The sequence below is a fragment of the Bacillus sp. 123MFChir2 genome (genome assembly GCF_000383235.1).
In the GTDB taxonomy this organism is placed as follows: domain Bacteria; phylum Bacillota; class Bacilli; order Bacillales; family Bacillaceae_G; genus Bacillus_A.
Genome location: NZ_KB910956.1, coordinates 15,173 through 33,276 on the forward strand (window position 1 = coordinate 15,173; position 18,104 = coordinate 33,276).

General features: G+C 36.2%; 16 protein-coding genes and 2 tRNA genes. All 18 read right to left on the reverse strand.

Annotated features, from left to right (window positions below; all coding sequences use genetic code 11):
* Positions 1–191: 191 nt before the first annotated feature.
* The 18 genes from spoIIE to H280_RS0116025 all read right to left on the reverse strand — a co-directional run bounded on the left by spoIIE (position 192) and on the right by H280_RS0116025 (position 17,903).
* The gene (gene spoIIE / locus H280_RS0115940) at positions 192–2,669 is read right to left on the reverse strand and encodes a stage II sporulation protein E (RefSeq protein WP_020062138.1); all 2,478 of its coding nucleotides are present in this window, start codon (positions 2,667–2,669) and stop codon (positions 192–194) included.
* Positions 2,670–3,100: 431 nt separating this feature from the next.
* Positions 3,101–3,172: transfer RNA gene (locus H280_RS0115945), tRNA-Glu, on the reverse strand.
* Between the two features lie 11 nt (positions 3,173–3,183).
* Positions 3,184–3,257, reverse strand: a tRNA-Met gene (locus tag H280_RS0115950).
* 167 nt (positions 3,258–3,424) lie between these two features.
* Entirely contained in the window at positions 3,425–3,886 is a 462-nt protein-coding gene (locus H280_RS0115955) for a S1 domain-containing RNA-binding protein (RefSeq protein WP_020062139.1), read from the reverse strand.
* 87 nt (positions 3,887–3,973) lie between these two features.
* Positions 3,974–4,333, reverse strand: coding sequence for an FtsB family cell division protein (locus tag H280_RS0115960; protein WP_020062140.1), 360 nt, complete (start codon positions 4,331–4,333; stop codon positions 3,974–3,976).
* Positions 4,330–4,983, reverse strand: coding sequence for a spore cortex biosynthesis protein YabQ (yabQ, locus tag H280_RS0115965; protein ID WP_020062141.1), 654 nt, complete (start codon positions 4,981–4,983; stop codon positions 4,330–4,332). The genes H280_RS0115960 and yabQ overlap by 4 nt, the downstream gene beginning before the upstream one ends.
* On the reverse strand, positions 4,980–5,288 hold the full coding sequence (yabP, locus tag H280_RS0115970; protein WP_020062142.1) for a sporulation protein YabP: 309 nt from the start codon (positions 5,286–5,288) through the stop codon (positions 4,980–4,982). Before yabP ends, yabQ begins: the two co-directional genes overlap by 4 nt.
* A 55-nt stretch (positions 5,289–5,343) precedes the next feature.
* Positions 5,344–5,625 carry an RNA-binding S4 domain-containing protein gene (locus H280_RS0115975; protein ID WP_020062143.1) on the reverse strand — a complete coding sequence of 94 codons (282 nt, stop codon included), beginning with the start codon at positions 5,623–5,625 and terminating at the stop codon, positions 5,344–5,346.
* A 12-nt stretch (positions 5,626–5,637) separates the two neighbouring features.
* Complete coding sequence (gene mazG / locus H280_RS0115980) at positions 5,638–7,101, reverse strand: nucleoside triphosphate pyrophosphohydrolase (RefSeq protein ID WP_020062144.1); 1,464 nt, start codon at positions 7,099–7,101, stop codon at positions 5,638–5,640.
* A gap of 11 nt (positions 7,102–7,112) precedes the next feature.
* The gene (locus H280_RS0115985) at positions 7,113–8,714 is read right to left on the reverse strand and encodes a putative polysaccharide biosynthesis protein (RefSeq protein WP_020062145.1); all 1,602 of its coding nucleotides are present in this window, start codon (positions 8,712–8,714) and stop codon (positions 7,113–7,115) included.
* Positions 8,715–8,929: 215 nt separating this feature from the next.
* On the reverse strand, positions 8,930–9,466 hold the full coding sequence (gene spoVT, locus H280_RS0115990; protein WP_020062146.1) for a stage V sporulation protein T: 537 nt from the start codon (positions 9,464–9,466) through the stop codon (positions 8,930–8,932).
* 135 nt (positions 9,467–9,601) lie between these two features.
* Positions 9,602–13,132, reverse strand: a complete 3,531-nt coding sequence (gene mfd, locus H280_RS0115995) for a transcription-repair coupling factor (protein ID WP_020062147.1) — start codon at positions 13,130–13,132, stop codon at positions 9,602–9,604.
* Between the two features lie 236 nt (positions 13,133–13,368).
* A complete protein-coding gene (locus H280_RS0116000; RefSeq protein ID WP_020062148.1) occupies positions 13,369–13,593 on the reverse strand; it encodes an anti-sigma-F factor Fin family protein in 225 nt (74 codons plus the stop codon).
* 71 nt (positions 13,594–13,664) lie between these two features.
* Positions 13,665–14,225 carry an aminoacyl-tRNA hydrolase gene (gene pth / locus H280_RS0116005; RefSeq protein ID WP_020062149.1) on the reverse strand — a complete coding sequence of 187 codons (561 nt, stop codon included), beginning with the start codon at positions 14,223–14,225 and terminating at the stop codon, positions 13,665–13,667.
* A gap of 69 nt (positions 14,226–14,294) precedes the next feature.
* Positions 14,295–15,248, reverse strand: a complete 954-nt coding sequence (locus H280_RS0116010; RefSeq protein WP_020062150.1) for a ribose-phosphate diphosphokinase — start codon at positions 15,246–15,248, stop codon at positions 14,295–14,297.
* Between the two features lie 18 nt (positions 15,249–15,266).
* Complete coding sequence (gene glmU / locus H280_RS0116015) at positions 15,267–16,646, reverse strand: bifunctional UDP-N-acetylglucosamine diphosphorylase/glucosamine-1-phosphate N-acetyltransferase GlmU (protein WP_020062151.1); 1,380 nt, start codon at positions 16,644–16,646, stop codon at positions 15,267–15,269.
* A gap of 434 nt (positions 16,647–17,080) precedes the next feature.
* Entirely contained in the window at positions 17,081–17,374 is a 294-nt protein-coding gene (spoVG, locus tag H280_RS0116020; RefSeq protein ID WP_020062152.1) for a septation regulator SpoVG, read from the reverse strand.
* Between the two features lie 154 nt (positions 17,375–17,528).
* Positions 17,529–17,903: a RidA family protein gene (locus H280_RS0116025; RefSeq protein ID WP_020062153.1), complete on the reverse strand. Its 375-nt coding sequence runs from the start codon at positions 17,901–17,903 to the stop codon at positions 17,529–17,531.
* Positions 17,904–18,104 lie beyond the last annotated feature (201 nt).

The following is an 18,104-nucleotide window of genomic DNA, read 5'->3' on the forward strand; positions in this document are numbered from 1 at the left end:
TTCCATGTATAACAAACAGGCCTCAGGTATATTCCTGGGCCCTGTCATTTCCCTCTTTAAAATCAAAAAGCACTAAGAAATACGGATATTTCCTTTTCTCAAAATTACAACAAGCGAAAAAGAATAGTTTTAACTTAGATTTATATAATAATCAGTGGAGGATAAAGCCCCCACTGATTAAAATTTCTCTTTTATTGCGCTTGTTTACTAACAATAGGAATTGTAGCCCATTTTGGCATATTCTTTTTTACTTTTGCGACCACAATTGTCATATCATCATTAATATATCCATTATCAGTACGAATTACATCTTCCATAATAATATCAGCAATCTCTTGTGGATCTTCCGTTTCTAATTCTTTAATCTTCCGCTTCATCCACACTTCATGATTCTCCACATGTTTTGCACCTTCAAAAATCCCATCGCTCATCATGATTAAAATATCACCGGACTTTAATTGCTCACCTACAACATCTACTTCAAAGTCTTCAATAATTCCCATCGGTAAGTTACTCGCCTCTATTTTAAACACTTGATTACCACGCTTCACAAAACTTGGCGTAGAACCAATCTTTAAAAACTTAGCATTTGCATCACGCAAATCAATCATCGCTAAATCTAATGTTGTAAACATTTCTTCAGTTGTTCGCAGCGAAAGAATTGAATTAATCGATTTTATTGCAGTCTCCTCATCAATACCTGATTGCAATATTTTTTGCAACAGCTTCACTGTCTCTTTACTTTCCATGTGAGCCCGTCTTCCATTTCCCATCCCGTCACTAATAGCTAGCGCATATTTCCCCACACTTAACTCCATCATGGCATAGGAATCACCAGATACAAACCCTCCTCCCTTAGCCGCTGTAGCAAGGCCTGTATCAACAGAAAAAGTTTGAGCAGAACCAAAAGATACGGTACTGTAACCATTCGGATACGCTGATTGGTCTTCATGTTTCACAACAACCGTCTCGTGTAAAATATCAGACAACATCGGAGCAACAAGCTTTTCACATTCCCCATGTTTATTACACGAAGCAGGAATCATCATTTCAATATCAATGTTCCCCCGATCCAAACAATAAACATCAACATGTTCAACCTCTACACCAAAATCACGAAAGGCTTGTAAAATTTGTTCCTCTTGCACCTGATGATTATCTCTTTCCTTTTGAATCTCTTTTGAGAAATCTGCCATTACTTTCGAAACACCCATAAGTTGCTCAGCAACAATTCTACGATTATCCCGCATTTGCTTCCTTAATTTTTGTCCTTCATAAAAATGCTCTAATTCATCATCTATCAAGCCTGTTACCTTCGTTCCTCTCACACAATATTTTTCAAAGTCACGGAGCAATTTACGATTATTTTGCAATATACCTTCCTCAGTTTCGTTCATGAGTTGCTTCATATAATCATACGTTTTATCAAAATTCACAACCCAACACTGATCCTTTTTAAAGCACGTCTGACATGTCTTGGCGGTAATTGTACTTAAAAACAAATCCGTCTCTGTGTCCTTATCTTCATCTTCTACATACCCATATATAGAAAAGCTGTTCGACAATGCTTCAAACACATTTGCAAACTGATTAATTTTATTTGCCGTAACATCACGCATTCTTCTTAAATATTGTTGTTGATCGTTCGCATGCTCCTGTGTGCCCGGCATATACTTGGAAAGACGTTCAACAATGATCTTAGGCGTTAATAAAAACAATGTAATTGCCACAACTGACTCTAATAACGTCATTACAATACTTGTTTGTTTATCTACGTATAACGTAATTAAACTTGTTCCAATTAACAAACCTAAACTTACCCCTATTCGCTTTCCTTCTTTCAGCAAGCCACCTAACAATCCAGAGAATGCCAGTAAACTTAATTGATATAAACTTGCTACATTTGCTAGGCTTAAAATCAAACCTGTTACAACACCTACAGTAGAACCTGTTGCTGCTCCTGCCACAAACGCAAACACTAATACTAAATATCTCGTAAAAATATGCTGAACTGATAAATCATAAATAAACCAATCTGTTGTGCCTGTTAATACAGATGCTAGCAATATAATTAGACAAACAATTTCTTCCGTTTCTAATGATTGTTGTTTTCCTTTTCGTTCTATTAAAAGGGGAACGCTTTGCAAGAAAATCATCGTTAACACGAAGCTTAATCCCGCTTCAATTGTACTAACAAGCAAATCATACATACCAATTGATCCTTGCGCGAAATAAACAACGATAAGATGAGCAGTTAATGCGGAAATAAATACTTGAAATGGTACAAGCCCAATCGTCTTACGTGTAAAACGACCAAAGAAGATATTATAGATGAAGAATGTGAAGATAGATGCAAAGGCAAAGAATAAATTTTCTAATGAAACCGAAAATGCACCTGCCATTACAGCTAGGAATGCAATGGCCATTTTATCGCGTTTCATCACATATACGGCAGCAAAAAATGGCAAAGCAAACGGTAAAATGTTCGTTAAAATATATGCTCGTCCCAAAAGAAAACCAACCAACGCAACCACAAATCCCCAACGAAAGAAAATTTGTTCCAATTTCATCCTTAATTTGCTTGTCCACTTTTCAGCTGTCATTTGCCCACGGCCTATAGTAAGCGCACTAGAATTTGGATTGACAGTATTCCTTCCTGCTCTTGGCATATTTTGAACACCACCTGCATATTTTATTACTTGTAATTATAAGATGTTTTTTGCGGAGTTTTTGTCAAAATAACAGTTTGCAACACAATAATTGTTCGACTTTTTATACAAAATAGTACCATATATATACAGAGTTACACGTAAATCCTTCAATACATTGTTGAATTCCCAAAAAATTATAGTTGTTTTTGTAGAAGAAGCGCATAACTTTACAATTCCTTAATATAAAGTGAAACTTCCATCAGCAGGGTTTCTTCATCCCTACTGATGGAGAGCTCTCACCAATCGGGCTTTTACGGGCAATTATCCCCCACCTATCTTCTTTAGAAAAGTGGAAGTGGCTCGCTCAGAATGCGAGGGGGATGGAGCTTACTGTCCACAATAACAAGACAAAAAAAGATCATGCATAATTTGCATGATCTTTTCATTGATGACCCGTACGGGATTCGAACCCGTGTTACCGCCGTGAAAGGGCGGTGTCTTAACCACTTGACCAACGGGCCATTAAAATATATAGCGGCGGAGGGGATCGAACCCCCGACCTCACGGGTATGAACCGTACGCTCTAGCCAGCTGAGCTACACCGCCATGTCGTATTTAACGGACAATTAATATATTATCTTAAACAGCATTTTAAGTCAATACATTTTCAAATGTTTTTTGTTATTTTTTCTATACACTGTTTTTTCCATAAAAAAAGCACCCTGAGTGAACACTCTGGGTGCTTCTCTTTATTTTAAAATAAACAGCAAGTTTTATCCGCGACGAGCGCCACGGCCGCCACGTTTTGACTCCGTATTACGCTTTAAAGAAGTTAAACGATCTTCACTGTCTTTTAAAAAGCGAGCCATCTTTTGCTCAAATGTTTCTTTTTGGTTACGGTTGTCGCCGCCACCACCGCGATTGTCTCTGTTAAAAGAACGATTACGCCCAGGACGTCCAGCACGTTGATTATCGCGTTGCTCACCTTCTGTTTTTTCACGTTCTTTCGCTTTTTTAATAGATAAACCAATTTTACCGTCTTTCTCAACGTTAATAACTTTCACTTCTACTTGATCGCCTACTTTTAAGTGATCATTAATATCTTTCACATAATTATCAGCAACTTCACTAATATGAACAAGACCAGTTAATCCTTCTGGCAGCTCTACAAAAGCCCCAAAATTCGTAATACCTGTTACCTTACCCTGTAACTTGCTGCCTACCTCAATTGACATAAAAAAAACGCTCCTCCTTAGTGGTTAAAAAGCCAAATTTTACTTCATTATATATAATCTTAAAATATAGTGTCAATACAACACCTACTACTTAGAAATAGGAAAAATTATTTCCCCAGGCTTTGAAAAGTAATAATCTCTTCTAGCAATCTCTAAAACATAATCCTCATCTTGCAATTTTTCGATTTCATCTTTCAGCTGTTTTTCTTTCGTCGTTACTACATTTGTTTCTTTTTCCAACTCTTTTACTTTTGTTTCTTTAGCGTTAATCGTACTATTTTGTTGATAAAATGTCACACTAATACTTATAATAACTACAAAAGCAAACGCCAAAAATAAAGCTAACCGACGATAAACACGCCTTCTACCTTCGTTCGATTGTATTATATGCTCTTTAACAGAATTTGGATTATGCTCCAATACATCCCTTTGTTTTAGTTCCCTCATTTCCGAGGTCCCCCTAACTTCTTTTTTATAAGTTCCCAAATTAGGAATATATGCTTCTTCATTTTCTTGAAATATTTTAAAAGTCCTGCTTGTCTCTTTATAAAAATTTTAACATGGCTAGGGAGAAGTTTCCATATAACAAAACAAACAAATCGAACAGGGATAAAAATAATTTTCCACACTAACCGCAATATCGCTACAATAACTTTCCACAACCCGGTTCCAACTACAACTACAAACCGAAATAAAAATAGCATAAACGCTATAATTAAATGAATCAAAATCGTAATTGGCTTAACAACAAATAACTGAACAATACGAACGCAAAAATAAAATGTTTGAACAAAAATGTAAATCAAAAAATTTAATACTTTCATGTACAATGACTTTAACAAACTTTGATATGCAGCAAAACCACACAACAAAGCTAAAAATACATACATACGCAACTCTGCTTCATTTACAAGCAACAATACATAAAACACAACAAGAGCTTGGACAATCCAAAATAAAATATCATAGATAAATACGAGCCAACGCTTTCGCTCCCCGCGCTTCAAAAAGCGATGGTATGTATCTAAAGCTGCTCCAAGTGAAGCGCCCATCCCAATCATTGAAAGCATTGTATATAATTGAACTGTTAAGCTCATTTAAACAACTTGCTAAAGAATCCTTTAGCTTTCTCCCCTTGATGCTCATCAATGTAAGCCATCTCATATATTTTCCCTTTAATGGACACAAGTCCTTTTTCAACATCAAGGTTTTTCATTTGTAGATTTTGACCGCGTATCGTTAAAAAGCCCATGACTGTTTCTAACAAAAATTCTTCACTATCAAAACTCTCTACCTGCTTGACTCCTGTAATATCAAGAACGCGTCTTCCTCTCATTACAACGTCATGTTCTACAGTAACATTTTGTTGATTAGAAGACGACATTGAATACCCTTTGTTCACGTCCATCCCCCCATAACTTTATACTAGTATCAATTGTATGAGAGGACAAAATTATTTAGAACAAGCTATCTTCCGCCTTTACTTGAACTTTCTCTTCACGAACAACGGTATATAAGTTTGCCGCATCTTCTTTTTTTGTCGTTTCTTTTAATTCATTAATTTTTACCGTAACAACTTTTTGACCGAAACGAATCGTTAATTCATCTTCTGCCTTTACAGTTGAGCTTGCTTTCGCAACTTGACCGTTAATCATAATTCGTCCTTGATCTGCAACTTCTTTTGCTAATGTTCTTCTTTTGATAAGACGAGACACTTTTAAAAATTTATCTAAACGCACAACAACTCCCCCTTATTCATTCTCTATTCGCTTTGCTTCTTCCCATAATGCATCAAGCTCTTTTAAGGAAAAATCTTTCATTTCCTTCTCCATACTAGCAACCTTTGCTTCCATATATAAAAAACGGCTTATAAATTTTTCGTTTGTTTTATGAAGTGCTTCTTCCGGACTGATTTTATAATAGCGAGCAATATTCACAAATGCAAATATTAAATCCCCAAATTCCGATAACATTTTCTCTTCATCCATAACCGTCACTTCACGTTGGAATTCTTCCCATTCCTCATCTACTTTTTCCATCATTGGCTTAATATTATCCCAGTCAAAACCAACCTTTGCAGCTTCTTTTTGAATTTCATAAGCGCGCATTAACTGAGGTAAGCTGTTTGGAATACCTGATAAGATAGACTCTTTTACATTTCCTTTTTCTTGTTTCTTAATTTCTTCCCAATTCGTAACAACATCAGCAGCCGTCTCTACACTAACATCTCCAAATACATGAGGGTGACGACGTACCATTTTCTCAGACAATGCGCGAATGACATCATCAATCGAGAACCAGCCTTCATCTTCACCAATTTGCGCATGAAGCATAACTTGCAATAGAACATCACCAAGTTCTTCAACAAGATGCTCATCATCTTCCTCATCGATAGCTTCTAATACCTCATATGCTTCTTCAATTAAATATTTCTTTAGTGTTTGGTGCGTTTGCTTTTTATCCCACGGACATCCGTTTGGTCCGCGTAGCTCCGCGATAATATCACGTAATACAGCAAATTCTTGATACAACGATTGTCGATTTAACACCGGCGGCACATACACACTCGTTAAATTATTAAGCTCCGCCTCATGATCCAATAAATAGAGTGGCACTTTCTTCACTTGTTCAAATGATGTTCCTGCCGCAGTCACGATATATACTTCATAATCATCTGGAAGCATTTCCATTAATGTTAGTTTGACCTCAGATGCAATAAATGCATCATACACTTGACAGAAAATTAAGTGCTGACGAAGCTCTAATTGTCCTCTTTCGAATGACGTCGCATCAATTAACTGAAACCCTTCAATTGGATCAATTTTCAAGCTTGTAAACATTGGATCTAAAAAGCTTTGTCCACCTTCGATGCGCACCTCAATATTCTCTTTTTCTCCTTTTTGCAGCAAAAGTTGTACAGTACGCTCTGCCACAAGCGGATGACCTGGAACCGCATATAAAACGTTAGCTTCCTTGGCTTTTTCAATCAATGTGTTAGAAATTGTTTCATACACCTCTTCAAATGTATCATACGCTTCATATACACCATCAAAAGATGTGTATAATACACCTTCTTTCTCGAGCTCCCCTATAACTGGATGTTCTTTTGTTCGAACATACATGCGCTCCGCTTCTTTCACCTTTCGATATACGCCCATTGTAAGCTGGTCTAACTCACCAGCTCCTAATCCTAAAATCGTAATGGTTCTTTTCATAATGCCCACCTCTATCCACTCTTCTTCAAAGAAGTTTGTGCTTTTTCTTGTTTCATAACCGTTCCAAGTTCCTGCGCTGTAAATACTTGTAGCTTTAAAATTAAAAATACATATAGTAAACCACCAACACCGACACATAATAACGCTTGAATCGCTGCCAATCCTCTATGCTCCGCGTTAGCTTGCAATCCAAACCATTCAAACATATACATGCATCCAGAAAGTGCTAACACCATACTTAACGCTCCAATTGTCACACCTACAATAGGGGTTTTCTGTATAAGTGGTTCATTAACAACTCGAATCAGTAATACACTATTCAATATGGCAATAAACAACAACGCAATCACAGTTGCAATCGCTGCACCGATTACACCAAAATGCGGCATTAATATATAATTGAGTAACAATTTTACACATGCACCAATTACAACAAATAAAGCTGGTTTTACAGTTTGTCCTACTCCTTGCAAAATTGATGCAGTTGTAATTGCTAATGAACTAAACAGAATAGAAATAGATAAAACCCCTAGCATGGCAGAGCCATCGCCATTTGCAAATAACATAATATTTGTTGGACGAATGATACTTGCGAGTCCCAATGATGCAGCAAGCCCAATTACAAATGTAATTTTAATTGCTAACTGTACTTTTTCGCGAATGAACACGTGATCTCCTCTCTCTTTTGCAGCCGTAATCATCGGAATTAAGGAAAGTGAAAACGATGTTGTCACAACCGTCCCAAGCTGCATAAGAGGAATGCTGCGATCGTATATCCCCTTTAACGTTTTTGCTATTTCTGCTGGCTCTCCATTTTGAACAAGTAAACTATAGAGCGAAATAGAATCTGCCATTTGTATAAAAATTAACACTAAATTACTAACACAAATTGCAATCCCTTGCCAAAGCAACGTACGAATAATGGCCTTTTTATTGGAAATCCCTTTAAAACTTCGCACAAAAATAGAACAAAAATCCTTTCGCAAATAAAACAGCAATACAGCCACACCAATAAAGCTACCTGCTATTGAGCCAAACATAGCACCTGCTCCCACCGTATATAAATCAAATCCTTTTTTGATAAGGAATAATGATAAGAATACGATAATGGATACGCGAATCGTTTGTTCTATTACCTGTGATATAGCTGTTGGCATCATATTTCCAAACCCTTGAAAATAACCTCGTGCTACTGAAAGAAATGGCATTAATAAAAAAGAAAATGCAATAACGCAAATTAGCTTTTCTAAATTCGCATCTCCCATTAAAGATGCAATTGTATGTGCACCAAAAAACAATACACTACATCCTACAATTCCAATAGCCAATAAAAACCAAAAACAAATACATATTATGGACTCTGCTTCCTTTCGCTCTCCTCGCTCTAAACGTTCTGCAATCATTTTTGAAATAATGATTGGAAAACCATATGTCGCTAAAATTAAACAAAACCCGTAAAACGGGTAAATTTGCTGATAAATATAAAAGCCAATATCACCAGCTATATTTTGATATGGAATACGGTAAAAGGCACTTAATACTTTTGTAACAAAGCTCGCAATTGTTAATATAATCGCTCCGCGCCAAAAAGCTTGGTACTTATTCGTCTCCATAACCATACAATCTCCCTTTTTTCTTATACTCATCCTACGTATTATATCACAAAGAAAAAAACAGCCTTCCACTTTTAATGTGATCATATAAAAAAGGTAGCAAAACGCTACCTTTACATAAATATATAATTCCACGGTACATTGCATTAACTGCCCGTAGGATTGGCCCAACTAACCATCTGTGAGGAAAGCACGCACTGATGGTTAGTTGATCTTTATTGTTCCATTTGTTTTGCTAAGAAGCTTGCTGCTGTATCCACAGCTTTATGTTCTACATCACTAATGATTGCTTCTTTTGAAAAAATAATAACAGCTCCAATCGGATCGCCATTTGCGATAATCGGACCAATTGTATAAGATTGTACCCTTTCAGCCACTCCATCCATAATTGAAATTTCACTTTCATCTGTCATGACAACCGATTTACGTTCTTCCATCGCTTTCTCAACTAAATCTCCAACGCTTTTATTTAAGTATTCTTTTTTGGACACGCCGGCGACAGCAATAATTGAATCGCGGTCACAAACAAGTACGTTATGCCCTAAACTATCATACAAAGCATCTGCATATTCTTTAGCAAAATCACCCAACTCACTAATTGGAGAATATTTCTTTAAAATAACTTCTCCATCGCGATCAACAAAAATTTCTAATGGGTCACCTTCCCGAATACGGAGAGTCCTGCGAATTTCTTTCGGAATAACAACCCTTCCTAAATCATCAATTCGACGTACAATTCCAGTTGCTTTCATTCTAATGCTGCCTCACTTTCTACTGATGATAAAGGTGGTGCTTTTACCTGTTCATGTAAAAATCACCAACTATTAAACATAGTATTTTACACATTAGTTCTTCTATACACGTCGAATGGTATTTTTTATTCTCATTTAAGCATTTATCTCTTCTTTTTTCACATCTTTTAAACCTTTTAATAAATTTTCGGCGATTGTAAGCCACTTTGCTACTTCTAGTTCACGCACATTTATCACAATTTTCAAGCGTGAACCTTCCATACCAAGACCAATCATACGCCCAAAACTGCTCCCAAGCATAAATAACTTTCCGCCATCAATATTTTGACTCGCCTTTTCTGAAAACATCAGTGTCACTTCTTGTTTCATTTGCTTAATTAATTCGATTCCTTCTTGCATTGCTAGTACCTTAATACTTGCAATTTGTAGTAAATATCCAACTTCTTGTGGATAATCACCAAAGCGGTCGATCATCTCTTCTTGTAATTCTTCAATATCCTCAATGGCAGAAACGCCCCTAAATTGCTTATACATCATAATTTTTTGTTTGCTATCGGAAATATACGCATCTGGTAAATATGCATCTACTTCTAGATCAATCTCAACATCAATCGTTTGCTCTTCTGCATCCGTACCTCTTCGCTGTTCAATTGCATCTTTTAACATTTGTGAATATAAATCAAAACCAACGGAATCAATAAATCCATGTTGCTCTGCACCTAATAAATTACCTGCTCCGCGGATAGACAAATCACGCATAGCGATTTTAAATCCAGAGCCTAGTTCTGTAAATTCTTTAATGGCTTGCAGGCGTTTTTCTGCAACCTCGGATAACACTTTATCACGCTTATATGTAAAATACGCATAAGCAACACGATTAGAACGTCCTACCCGGCCACGCAACTGATACAACTGCGATAATCCCATACGATCTGCATCGAACACAATTAATGTATTTACATTCGGAATATCGACACCTGTTTCAATAATCGTTGTACTTACAAGTACATCGTGCTGACCCTCTAAAAAGGAAAGCATAACAGATTCTAATTCACTTTCATTCATCTTTCCATGCGCAAAAGTTACACGTGCATCAGGAACAAGCATAGAAATTTCATCCACTTTTCGTTCGATATCTTCAACGCGATTGTATAAGAAATACACTTGCCCGCCTCGTGCCAACTCACGTTCAATCGCTTCTCTTATTAACGCTGGATTATATTCCACAACGTACGTTTGCACCGGGAATCGATTTTCTGGCGGTGTTTCAATAACAGATAAATCACGAACACCTAACATGGACATATGAAGCGTACGGGGAATTGGCGTTGCTGTTAATGTTAGTACATCGACATTAGCTTTTAACTGCTTAACTTTTTCCTTATGTGTTACACCAAATCGCTGCTCTTCATCAATAATAAGTAATCCTAAATCTTTATATATGACATCCTTTGACAGAAGGCGATGTGTACCGATAACAATATCAACAGTACCATCTTTTAGTCCTTTAATTGTTTCATTTTGCTGTTTTCTCGTACGGAAGCGACTTAATAACCCGATATTAATAGGATAATCTTGGAATCGCTCTCGGATTGTTTCATAATGCTGCTGTGCTAAAATTGTTGTTGGCACTAAAATTGCAACTTGCTTTTCATCCATAATCGCTTTAAAAGCGGCCCGAATCGCAACTTCAGTTTTTCCATATCCCACATCGCCGCAAAGCAGGCGATCCATCGGACGACCGCGCTCCATATCCTTCTTGATTTCTGCAATTGAGCGTAACTGATCTTCTGTTTCTTGATAAGGAAATAACGATTCAAACTCCTGTTGTTCAGATGTATCTGGAGTAAAACCATAACCCTTTGATGCTTCGCGCTCTGCATACAGCTTAATTAAATCATCTGCAATATCTTGAACAGATTTTTCTACCTTCGTCTTAACCTTCTTCCAATCATTTCCGCCAAGTTTATAAACTTTAGGGTCTTTCCCCTCAGATCCCACATACTTTTGTACTTGATCAATCTGTTCAATTGGAACGTATAACTTATCATTCCCTTGATACTTAATATGCAAATAATCTTTATGGACACCATTAATTTCTAATGTTTCAATTCCTAAAAATTTACCGATACCGTGATTTACGTGAACAACGTAATCACCCACTTTTAATTCAGAGTAGCTTTTAATTCTCTCTGCATTCGAAAGTTTTTGCTTACGCTGTGATTTTTTTACTTTTTTGTTAAATAATTCTTTTTCGGTAAGGATTGCAAGCTTTTGCATCGGCATTTCAAAACCCGCATGTAAGTCACCAACCGCAATTTGAATACGACCTGGGAGCAATACATCTGTTCCTTCAATAATATCTGCTTCAATATCATAATCATTTAAAATGTGCTGCAATTTCTTTGTTCGTTCCTCATTTGCACCTAATACAACTGTGGTAAACCGACTTTTCGTCCATCTATCAATTTCTGTTTTTAATAAGTTCATTTGACCGTGAAAGTCTTGCATTGTTTTACATGTCAAATTTACAATATTTTGCGGATTTGTATGCGGAATGTGACGTAAGAACAAAGTTAAGTATAAGAAATTTCGTTTTTTGTGATTCAAAAATTGAGAAAAATTATGCGAAAAAGATAAATCTTGAACAATTGTTCCTTCTCCAAGAAGCGATATATACCATTCCGCTTCTTCCGTTTCTAAATGATCTGCTGTTTCTTGAATTCGAGAAACCTCGTCTAGAATAACAACACCATTTTCCGGTAAATATTCTATTAGACTAGCAGGTTCCTTGTAAAATAAAGATAAATATTTGAACATCTGCTCAATGGTCTGTCCATTTTTCAATAGTTCTAATTCATACGTAACAGTTTCTAATACTGTTGTTTTTAATTTCTCGTCAGATACCTTTTTTAATGTATTAGTTAAACCTAATTCTAGCTTCTGAATTCCAACCGCTAGCTCTTCTTTAGAAAATACAAATTCAGTAGCTGGGCCAAATGATATGCTATCCATCTTCTCTTGCGAACGTTGTTCTTCTACAGTAAAGGAACGGATGGAATCTACTTCGGTATCAAAGAATTCAATACGAACCGGCAATTCTTCTGTTAATGGATAGATATCTAATATCCCACCGCGAACACTAAATTCACCCGGTGCCTCTACCATAGATTTACGTTCATAGCCCATAATCGTTAACATGTGAAGCAATTCATCAAGATCAATTTCTTGCCCCATTTTTAATTCGATTTGCTGTTTCTTCCACATCTCTTTTGTCGGTAGAAAACGCCGCAAACCAGCAACAGGAGCCACAATAATTCCACTTTCTCCCGCCGCTAAGCGATTCAACACTTCAATGCGCTGTGCCTTCAATTCTGGGCTGGCAACACCGATTTCTGATGCAATAGATTCATTTACAGGATATAACCAAACATTCTGCTCTCCAATTAATGAAACTAAATCCTCGTACACCTTTTGCGCCTGATATAAATTATGCGTGATAACAAGCTGTGACTGCTTTGTTTTTTTATATAAACTAGCCATTAATAATGACCGTGAAGAAGTTGCCATACCTGAGATAAGCTGTTCTTTTAAACCTTCTTCTAAACCATCTATAATTGATCGTATTTCTTTATTTTCGTAAAATTGCTCTAGTAAACCTATCATTTTTCAAAACTCCTCTCAACATAAAGAGCAAGCTACTATATTTTATACAAAGATTTCGTAAAAAGAAAACAGAAAAATGCTTTGGACAAGCCAAAGCGAAGCAATACACCCTATCACTGTAAGTCTCTCATCTTCATATTTAGAAAAGAGAAGGATGAAAGTTCCCCCATTATCAAGGGACAATGTGTTTAGCTAACTACCGGTAAGGAAAACATGCTCTAACAGAAATTTTATTTTTATTGTAAGAACAGTTCATATTCATAATACTCTGGATAGGATGCGAGTGTTTTTTGACATGATTCACAAATTGTTTTTATATATATATTCCCGTTTTCATCAAAATGAATCATTTCTAACCGCTCTCGCTCTGTTAGTTGACCTAGCACAATGCCGTATACTTTTTCCGCTGTAATACTACCTATCCTATACCCACAATGTCTGCAGTAATAATGTCCGTCCATAACTTCCTCCTAGCCACACAATTATTACTATTATGGATATAAGTCTAAGAAAATATTCCCTTTTGTAAATGTTAATTATTGAAAGTATTCATAACTTGTAAAAATGGAGTTTTCAGCCATTCTTCACATGCATCTGCACTTTTTTCAATTGCTCGTTTTACCTCAGGCGTCTCATCTGCCATAAAACGCCCTAATACATAATCAACTACTTTCATGCCATTTTTAGGACGATCAATTCCCATGCGAATGCGTTGGAATTCCTGTGTTCCTAAATGTGCAATTGTTGATTTCACACCGTTATGTCCACCCGCACTGCCTTTCATACGAAGACGCAATTTTCCAACTGGAATATCTAAATCATCATACATCACTATAAAATCTTCAATATCAATTTTATAGTAATCCATAAGCGGACGAATACTTTCTCCAGATAAATTCATATATGTAAGCGGCTTTAATAAAATGACTTTCTCCCCATTTACAAAACCCGCACCGAATAATCCCTTAAATTTTTGCTCATTTAATGGGATATTCCATCGTTTAGATAATTCATCTATCGCCATGAACCCAATGTTGTGCCTTGTTAATTCATATTCTCTACCTGGGTTACCAAGTCCTACTATTAATTTCATTGTAACACCACTTTCTTTTTTCGATACGAAAAGACGTAACCAACACTGGTTACGTCTCATTCTATCCAATTAATTAAATAGTACACTTACAGATTCTTCTTCGTAAACACGAATAATTGCTTCTCCAATTAATGGAGCAACAGAAAGTTCTTGTACTTTATCAATTTTCTTTTCTTCTGGTAATACTATAGAGTTTGTTACAACTAACTCTTTAATATTTGAATTTTGAATACGTTCAATTGCTGGACCAGATAAAACTGGGTGTGTACAGCAAGCATATACTTCAGAAGCACCGTTCTCTACAAGAGCGTTTGCTGCTAATGTAATTGTACCAGCTGTATCAATGATGTCATCAATTAAAATTGCTGTTTTGCCTTCAATATTACCTACGATATTCATTACCTCCGCTACATTTGGACGCGGACGGCGTTTATCGATGATAGCGATTGGCGCTTTTAAACGATCTGCCATTTTTCGAGCACGTGTTACACCACCATGGTCTGGAGATACAATTACAATATCTTTAAGACCTTTCTTCTGAAAATAGTCAGAAAGAATAGGTACACCCATTAAATGGTCGATTGGAATATCAAAGAATCCTTGAATTTGTGGAGCATGTAAATCTAGAGTAATTACACGAGTAGCACCCGCTGTTTCAAGTAAGTTTGCAAACAGTTTCGCTGTAATCGGCTCACGAGAACGTGCTTTACGATCTTGGCGTGCATAACCATAGTAAGGAATAACAATGTTAATTGTTTTCGCAGATGCACGTTTTAACGCATCAATCATAATAAGCAATTCCATAATATGCTCGTTTACTGGGAAACTTGTAGATTGGATGATAAATACATCGCAACCACGAATACTTTCTTCAATGTTAATTTGAATTTCTCCATCACTAAAACGTGCAACAGAACATTTTCCTAATTCTACTCCAATGTGCTTTGCAATTTGCTCAGCAAGCGCCTTGTTAGAGTTTAAAGAAAATACTTTCAAATTAGAATTTAGATATTGAGTCGACATCTAGATTAACCCTCCACATTATGAATTTTTCTTATTCAGCAATCGATCGACATAGTCTTCTTTATTAATTTGACGTGTACGTGCAATTGATAACGCTTTTGCTGGCACATCTTCTGTAATTGTAGAACCTGCTGCAACATAAGCACCATCTTCAACCGTTACAGGAGCAACAAGATTTGAGTTACAACCAATAAACACACCATCGCCAATTACAGTTTTAAATTTATTCTTGCCATCGTAGTTTACTGTAATAGAACCACAACCAAGATTTACATCTTCTCCCACCTCTGCATCACCAATATAGCTTAAGTGAGAAGCTTTACTTTTATTTCCGAAAACAGTCTTTTTAATTTCAACAAAGTTTCCAACACGAACTTCATTACCAATAACAGATTGCGGACGAATATGGGCAAACGGTCCAATTGCAACATCGATACCAATCTTACTATCATGAACAGTAGACTGACGAATTGTTGTATTATCGCCCACTTCACTATCACGGATGACTGTATGCGGCCCAACCTCACAATTTGATCCAATAACAGTATAACCTTCAATAATTGTTCCTGGGTAAATAACCGTATCATTACCAATTTTTGCATCAACAGAAATATACGTGTTATTCGGATCAATAATCGTAACACCATTTACCATGTGTTGATAGTTAATACGTTTTTTCATAATGTCTTCCGCTTGCGATAGAGCGACCCTGTCATTAACTCCTAACGTTTCATCAAAATGCTCTGTTTGATAAGCAGATACAATATGACCTTCATTTTTCAAAATCTCAATTACATCTGGAAGGTAATATTCTCCTTGCACATTTTCATTGGAAACTTTAGAAAGGGACGCGAATAGCGCTTTATTATCAAAACAATACGTACCTGTATTAATTTCTTTAATCGCTCGCTCTACTTCATTTGCATCTTTATGTTCAACAATTTTCTCAACGTGACCATTTTTATTACGAACAATTCGGCCATAACCAGCAGGCTCTTGTATGTAGGCTGTTAATACCGTTGCCTTTGCACCTGCTTCTTCATGCTGCTTTAATAAAGCTTCCATTGTTTCTGCTGTAATAAGAGGTGTATCACCACAAATTACCAACGTTGTTCCTTCCTCGTTTCCCAGTGCATCAGCTGCTTGCATAACGGCATGTGCTGTTCCCAGCTGTTCTGTTTGCAATGCAAATTCACTTGCACTTCCTAATTGATCCTGTACCTTTTCAGCACCGTGTCCAACAACCGTAACAAGTTTCTGTACTTCTAGCTGAGAGACTTGATCAACTACATGCTGTACCATCGGTTTCCCACATACAGAATGTAGCACCTTGTATAAACTTGACTTCATACGTGTGCCTTTTCCCGCAGCAAGAATCACTGCAAATCTTTTTGACATATAGACCCTCCATCGCAACCTATTTATCCATTAAAGATATTATCCTAAATAACTATATATTTCAAGAAACACCTTACAACTATTAAATTTTACCATAACTTTTATATAATGTTTTAGTATTTCATATCTTTTTATGAAATAAGCTATACTATTCCTTTTTCAAGAAAAATTGAGGTAACTATTATAGATACAAATAGAAAAAAACGATACGAAAACCCTTTATTTCCCAAATGAAACCTCTCGCCATATGCAGATGTGAAAACAAAGATAAAAAAGCAAATGCAGATTAGTTATTTTTGCATAGCTGCGACTTATATATTGAGAAATCAAAATCGATTTATATTACATAGAAACGACAACAAACTCCTGTAAATGCTTACAGGAGTTTGCCAAAATTATAGAGCTCTTCTTTTAGAGCTCTTCTTATTCGAATTTTACGAAGCTCCAGCTTCTTCAAACTCAACTTCTTCTAACTCGCCTAAACGGTGATACTCAGCTAAAACCGCATCTTGAATCTTAGAACGAGTACCTGAATTAATTGGATGAGCAATATCACGGAACTCTCCATCTGGAGTACGTTTACTTGGCATTGCTACAAATAATCCATTATTGCCATCAATTACACGAATATCATGAACAACAAATTCGTGGTCCAGTGTAATAGAGGCAATTGCTCGCATACGGCCTTCTGTGTTTACGCGGCGTAATCTTACGTCAGTCACTTCCATCTTGTGTTCACCACCCTTTTTCTAAATAAGCGATATATTTCTATAAATTCCACAAATGTTCCATTTTTCCTTCAATTTTTCAAAAATTTTTAAGATAAAAATTTTTATATAAGTAAAAATATATAAATGAACATAAGTTACCGCTTACAATTCCTTATTTTACAAGGGCAATAACTTCAATTTCAACAGATACATCTTTCGGTAGTTTTACTACTTGTACACAAGAACGGGCTGGTTTATTTGTAGAAAAATATGTACCATATACTTCATTTACCGCATCAAAATCATTCATATCTTTTAAGAATACAGTTGCTTTTACCACCGTCTCAAACGATGCTCCCGCTTCTGTTAATACTGCCTTTAAATTTTGAAATACCAGCTCTGTTTGGTCCTTTATATCTCCAGTCACAACTTCCCCATTTACTGTTAAAGGAATTTGTCCAGAACTGTAAAACATATTATTTACAACCATCCCCTGTGAATATGGACCGATTGCCTGCGGCGCTTCATTTGTTTGAACTACTTTCATTATTCCTCACCCTTTTATATTTTTTTATCCTGCCTTTACAAGCTGTCCCTAACAAGAAACCTATTGTTTTAGCAGGTGGTAAACCTCCAAGGTTGGAAGCTTACCACCTGCTAAAACTTACCGCTTGGAAATAACAGGACAAATTACCCAACTGGTAAAACCCTATTATCAATCAGTATAAAAAAAGATAAAGCAGTTGCT

Coding starts and splice junctions, on each gene's coding strand:
- spoIIE (WP_020062138.1), bottom strand. CDS start 2,669: ATGCCAAGAGCAGGAAGGAATACTGTCAATCCAAATTCTAGTGCGCTT.
- H280_RS0115955 (WP_020062139.1), bottom strand. CDS start 3,886: ATGTCAATTGAGGTAGGCAGCAAGTTACAGGGTAAGGTAACAGGTATT.
- H280_RS0115960 (WP_020062140.1), bottom strand. CDS start 4,333: ATGAGGGAACTAAAACAAAGGGATGTATTGGAGCATAATCCAAATTCT.
- yabQ (WP_020062141.1), bottom strand. CDS start 4,983: ATGAGCTTAACAGTTCAATTATATACAATGCTTTCAATGATTGGGATG.
- mazG (WP_020062144.1), bottom strand. CDS start 7,101: ATGAAAAGAACCATTACGATTTTAGGATTAGGAGCTGGTGAGTTAGAC.
- H280_RS0115985 (WP_020062145.1), bottom strand. CDS start 8,714: ATGGAGACGAATAAGTACCAAGCTTTTTGGCGCGGAGCGATTATATTA.
- spoVT (WP_020062146.1), bottom strand. CDS start 9,466: ATGAAAGCAACTGGAATTGTACGTCGAATTGATGATTTAGGAAGGGTT.
- mfd (WP_020062147.1), bottom strand. CDS start 13,132: ATGATAGGTTTACTAGAGCAATTTTACGAAAATAAAGAAATACGATCA.
- H280_RS0116000 (WP_020062148.1), bottom strand. CDS start 13,593: ATGGACGGACATTATTACTGCAGACATTGTGGGTATAGGATAGGTAGT.
- pth (WP_020062149.1), bottom strand. CDS start 14,225: ATGAAATTAATAGTAGGACTTGGTAACCCAGGTAGAGAATATGAATTA.
- H280_RS0116010 (WP_020062150.1), bottom strand. CDS start 15,248: ATGTCGACTCAATATCTAAATTCTAATTTGAAAGTATTTTCTTTAAAC.
- glmU (WP_020062151.1), bottom strand. CDS start 16,646: ATGTCAAAAAGATTTGCAGTGATTCTTGCTGCGGGAAAAGGCACACGT.
- spoVG (WP_020062152.1), bottom strand. CDS start 17,374: ATGGAAGTGACTGACGTAAGATTACGCCGCGTAAACACAGAAGGCCGT.
- H280_RS0116025 (WP_020062153.1), bottom strand. CDS start 17,903: ATGAAAGTAGTTCAAACAAATGAAGCGCCGCAGGCAATCGGTCCATAT.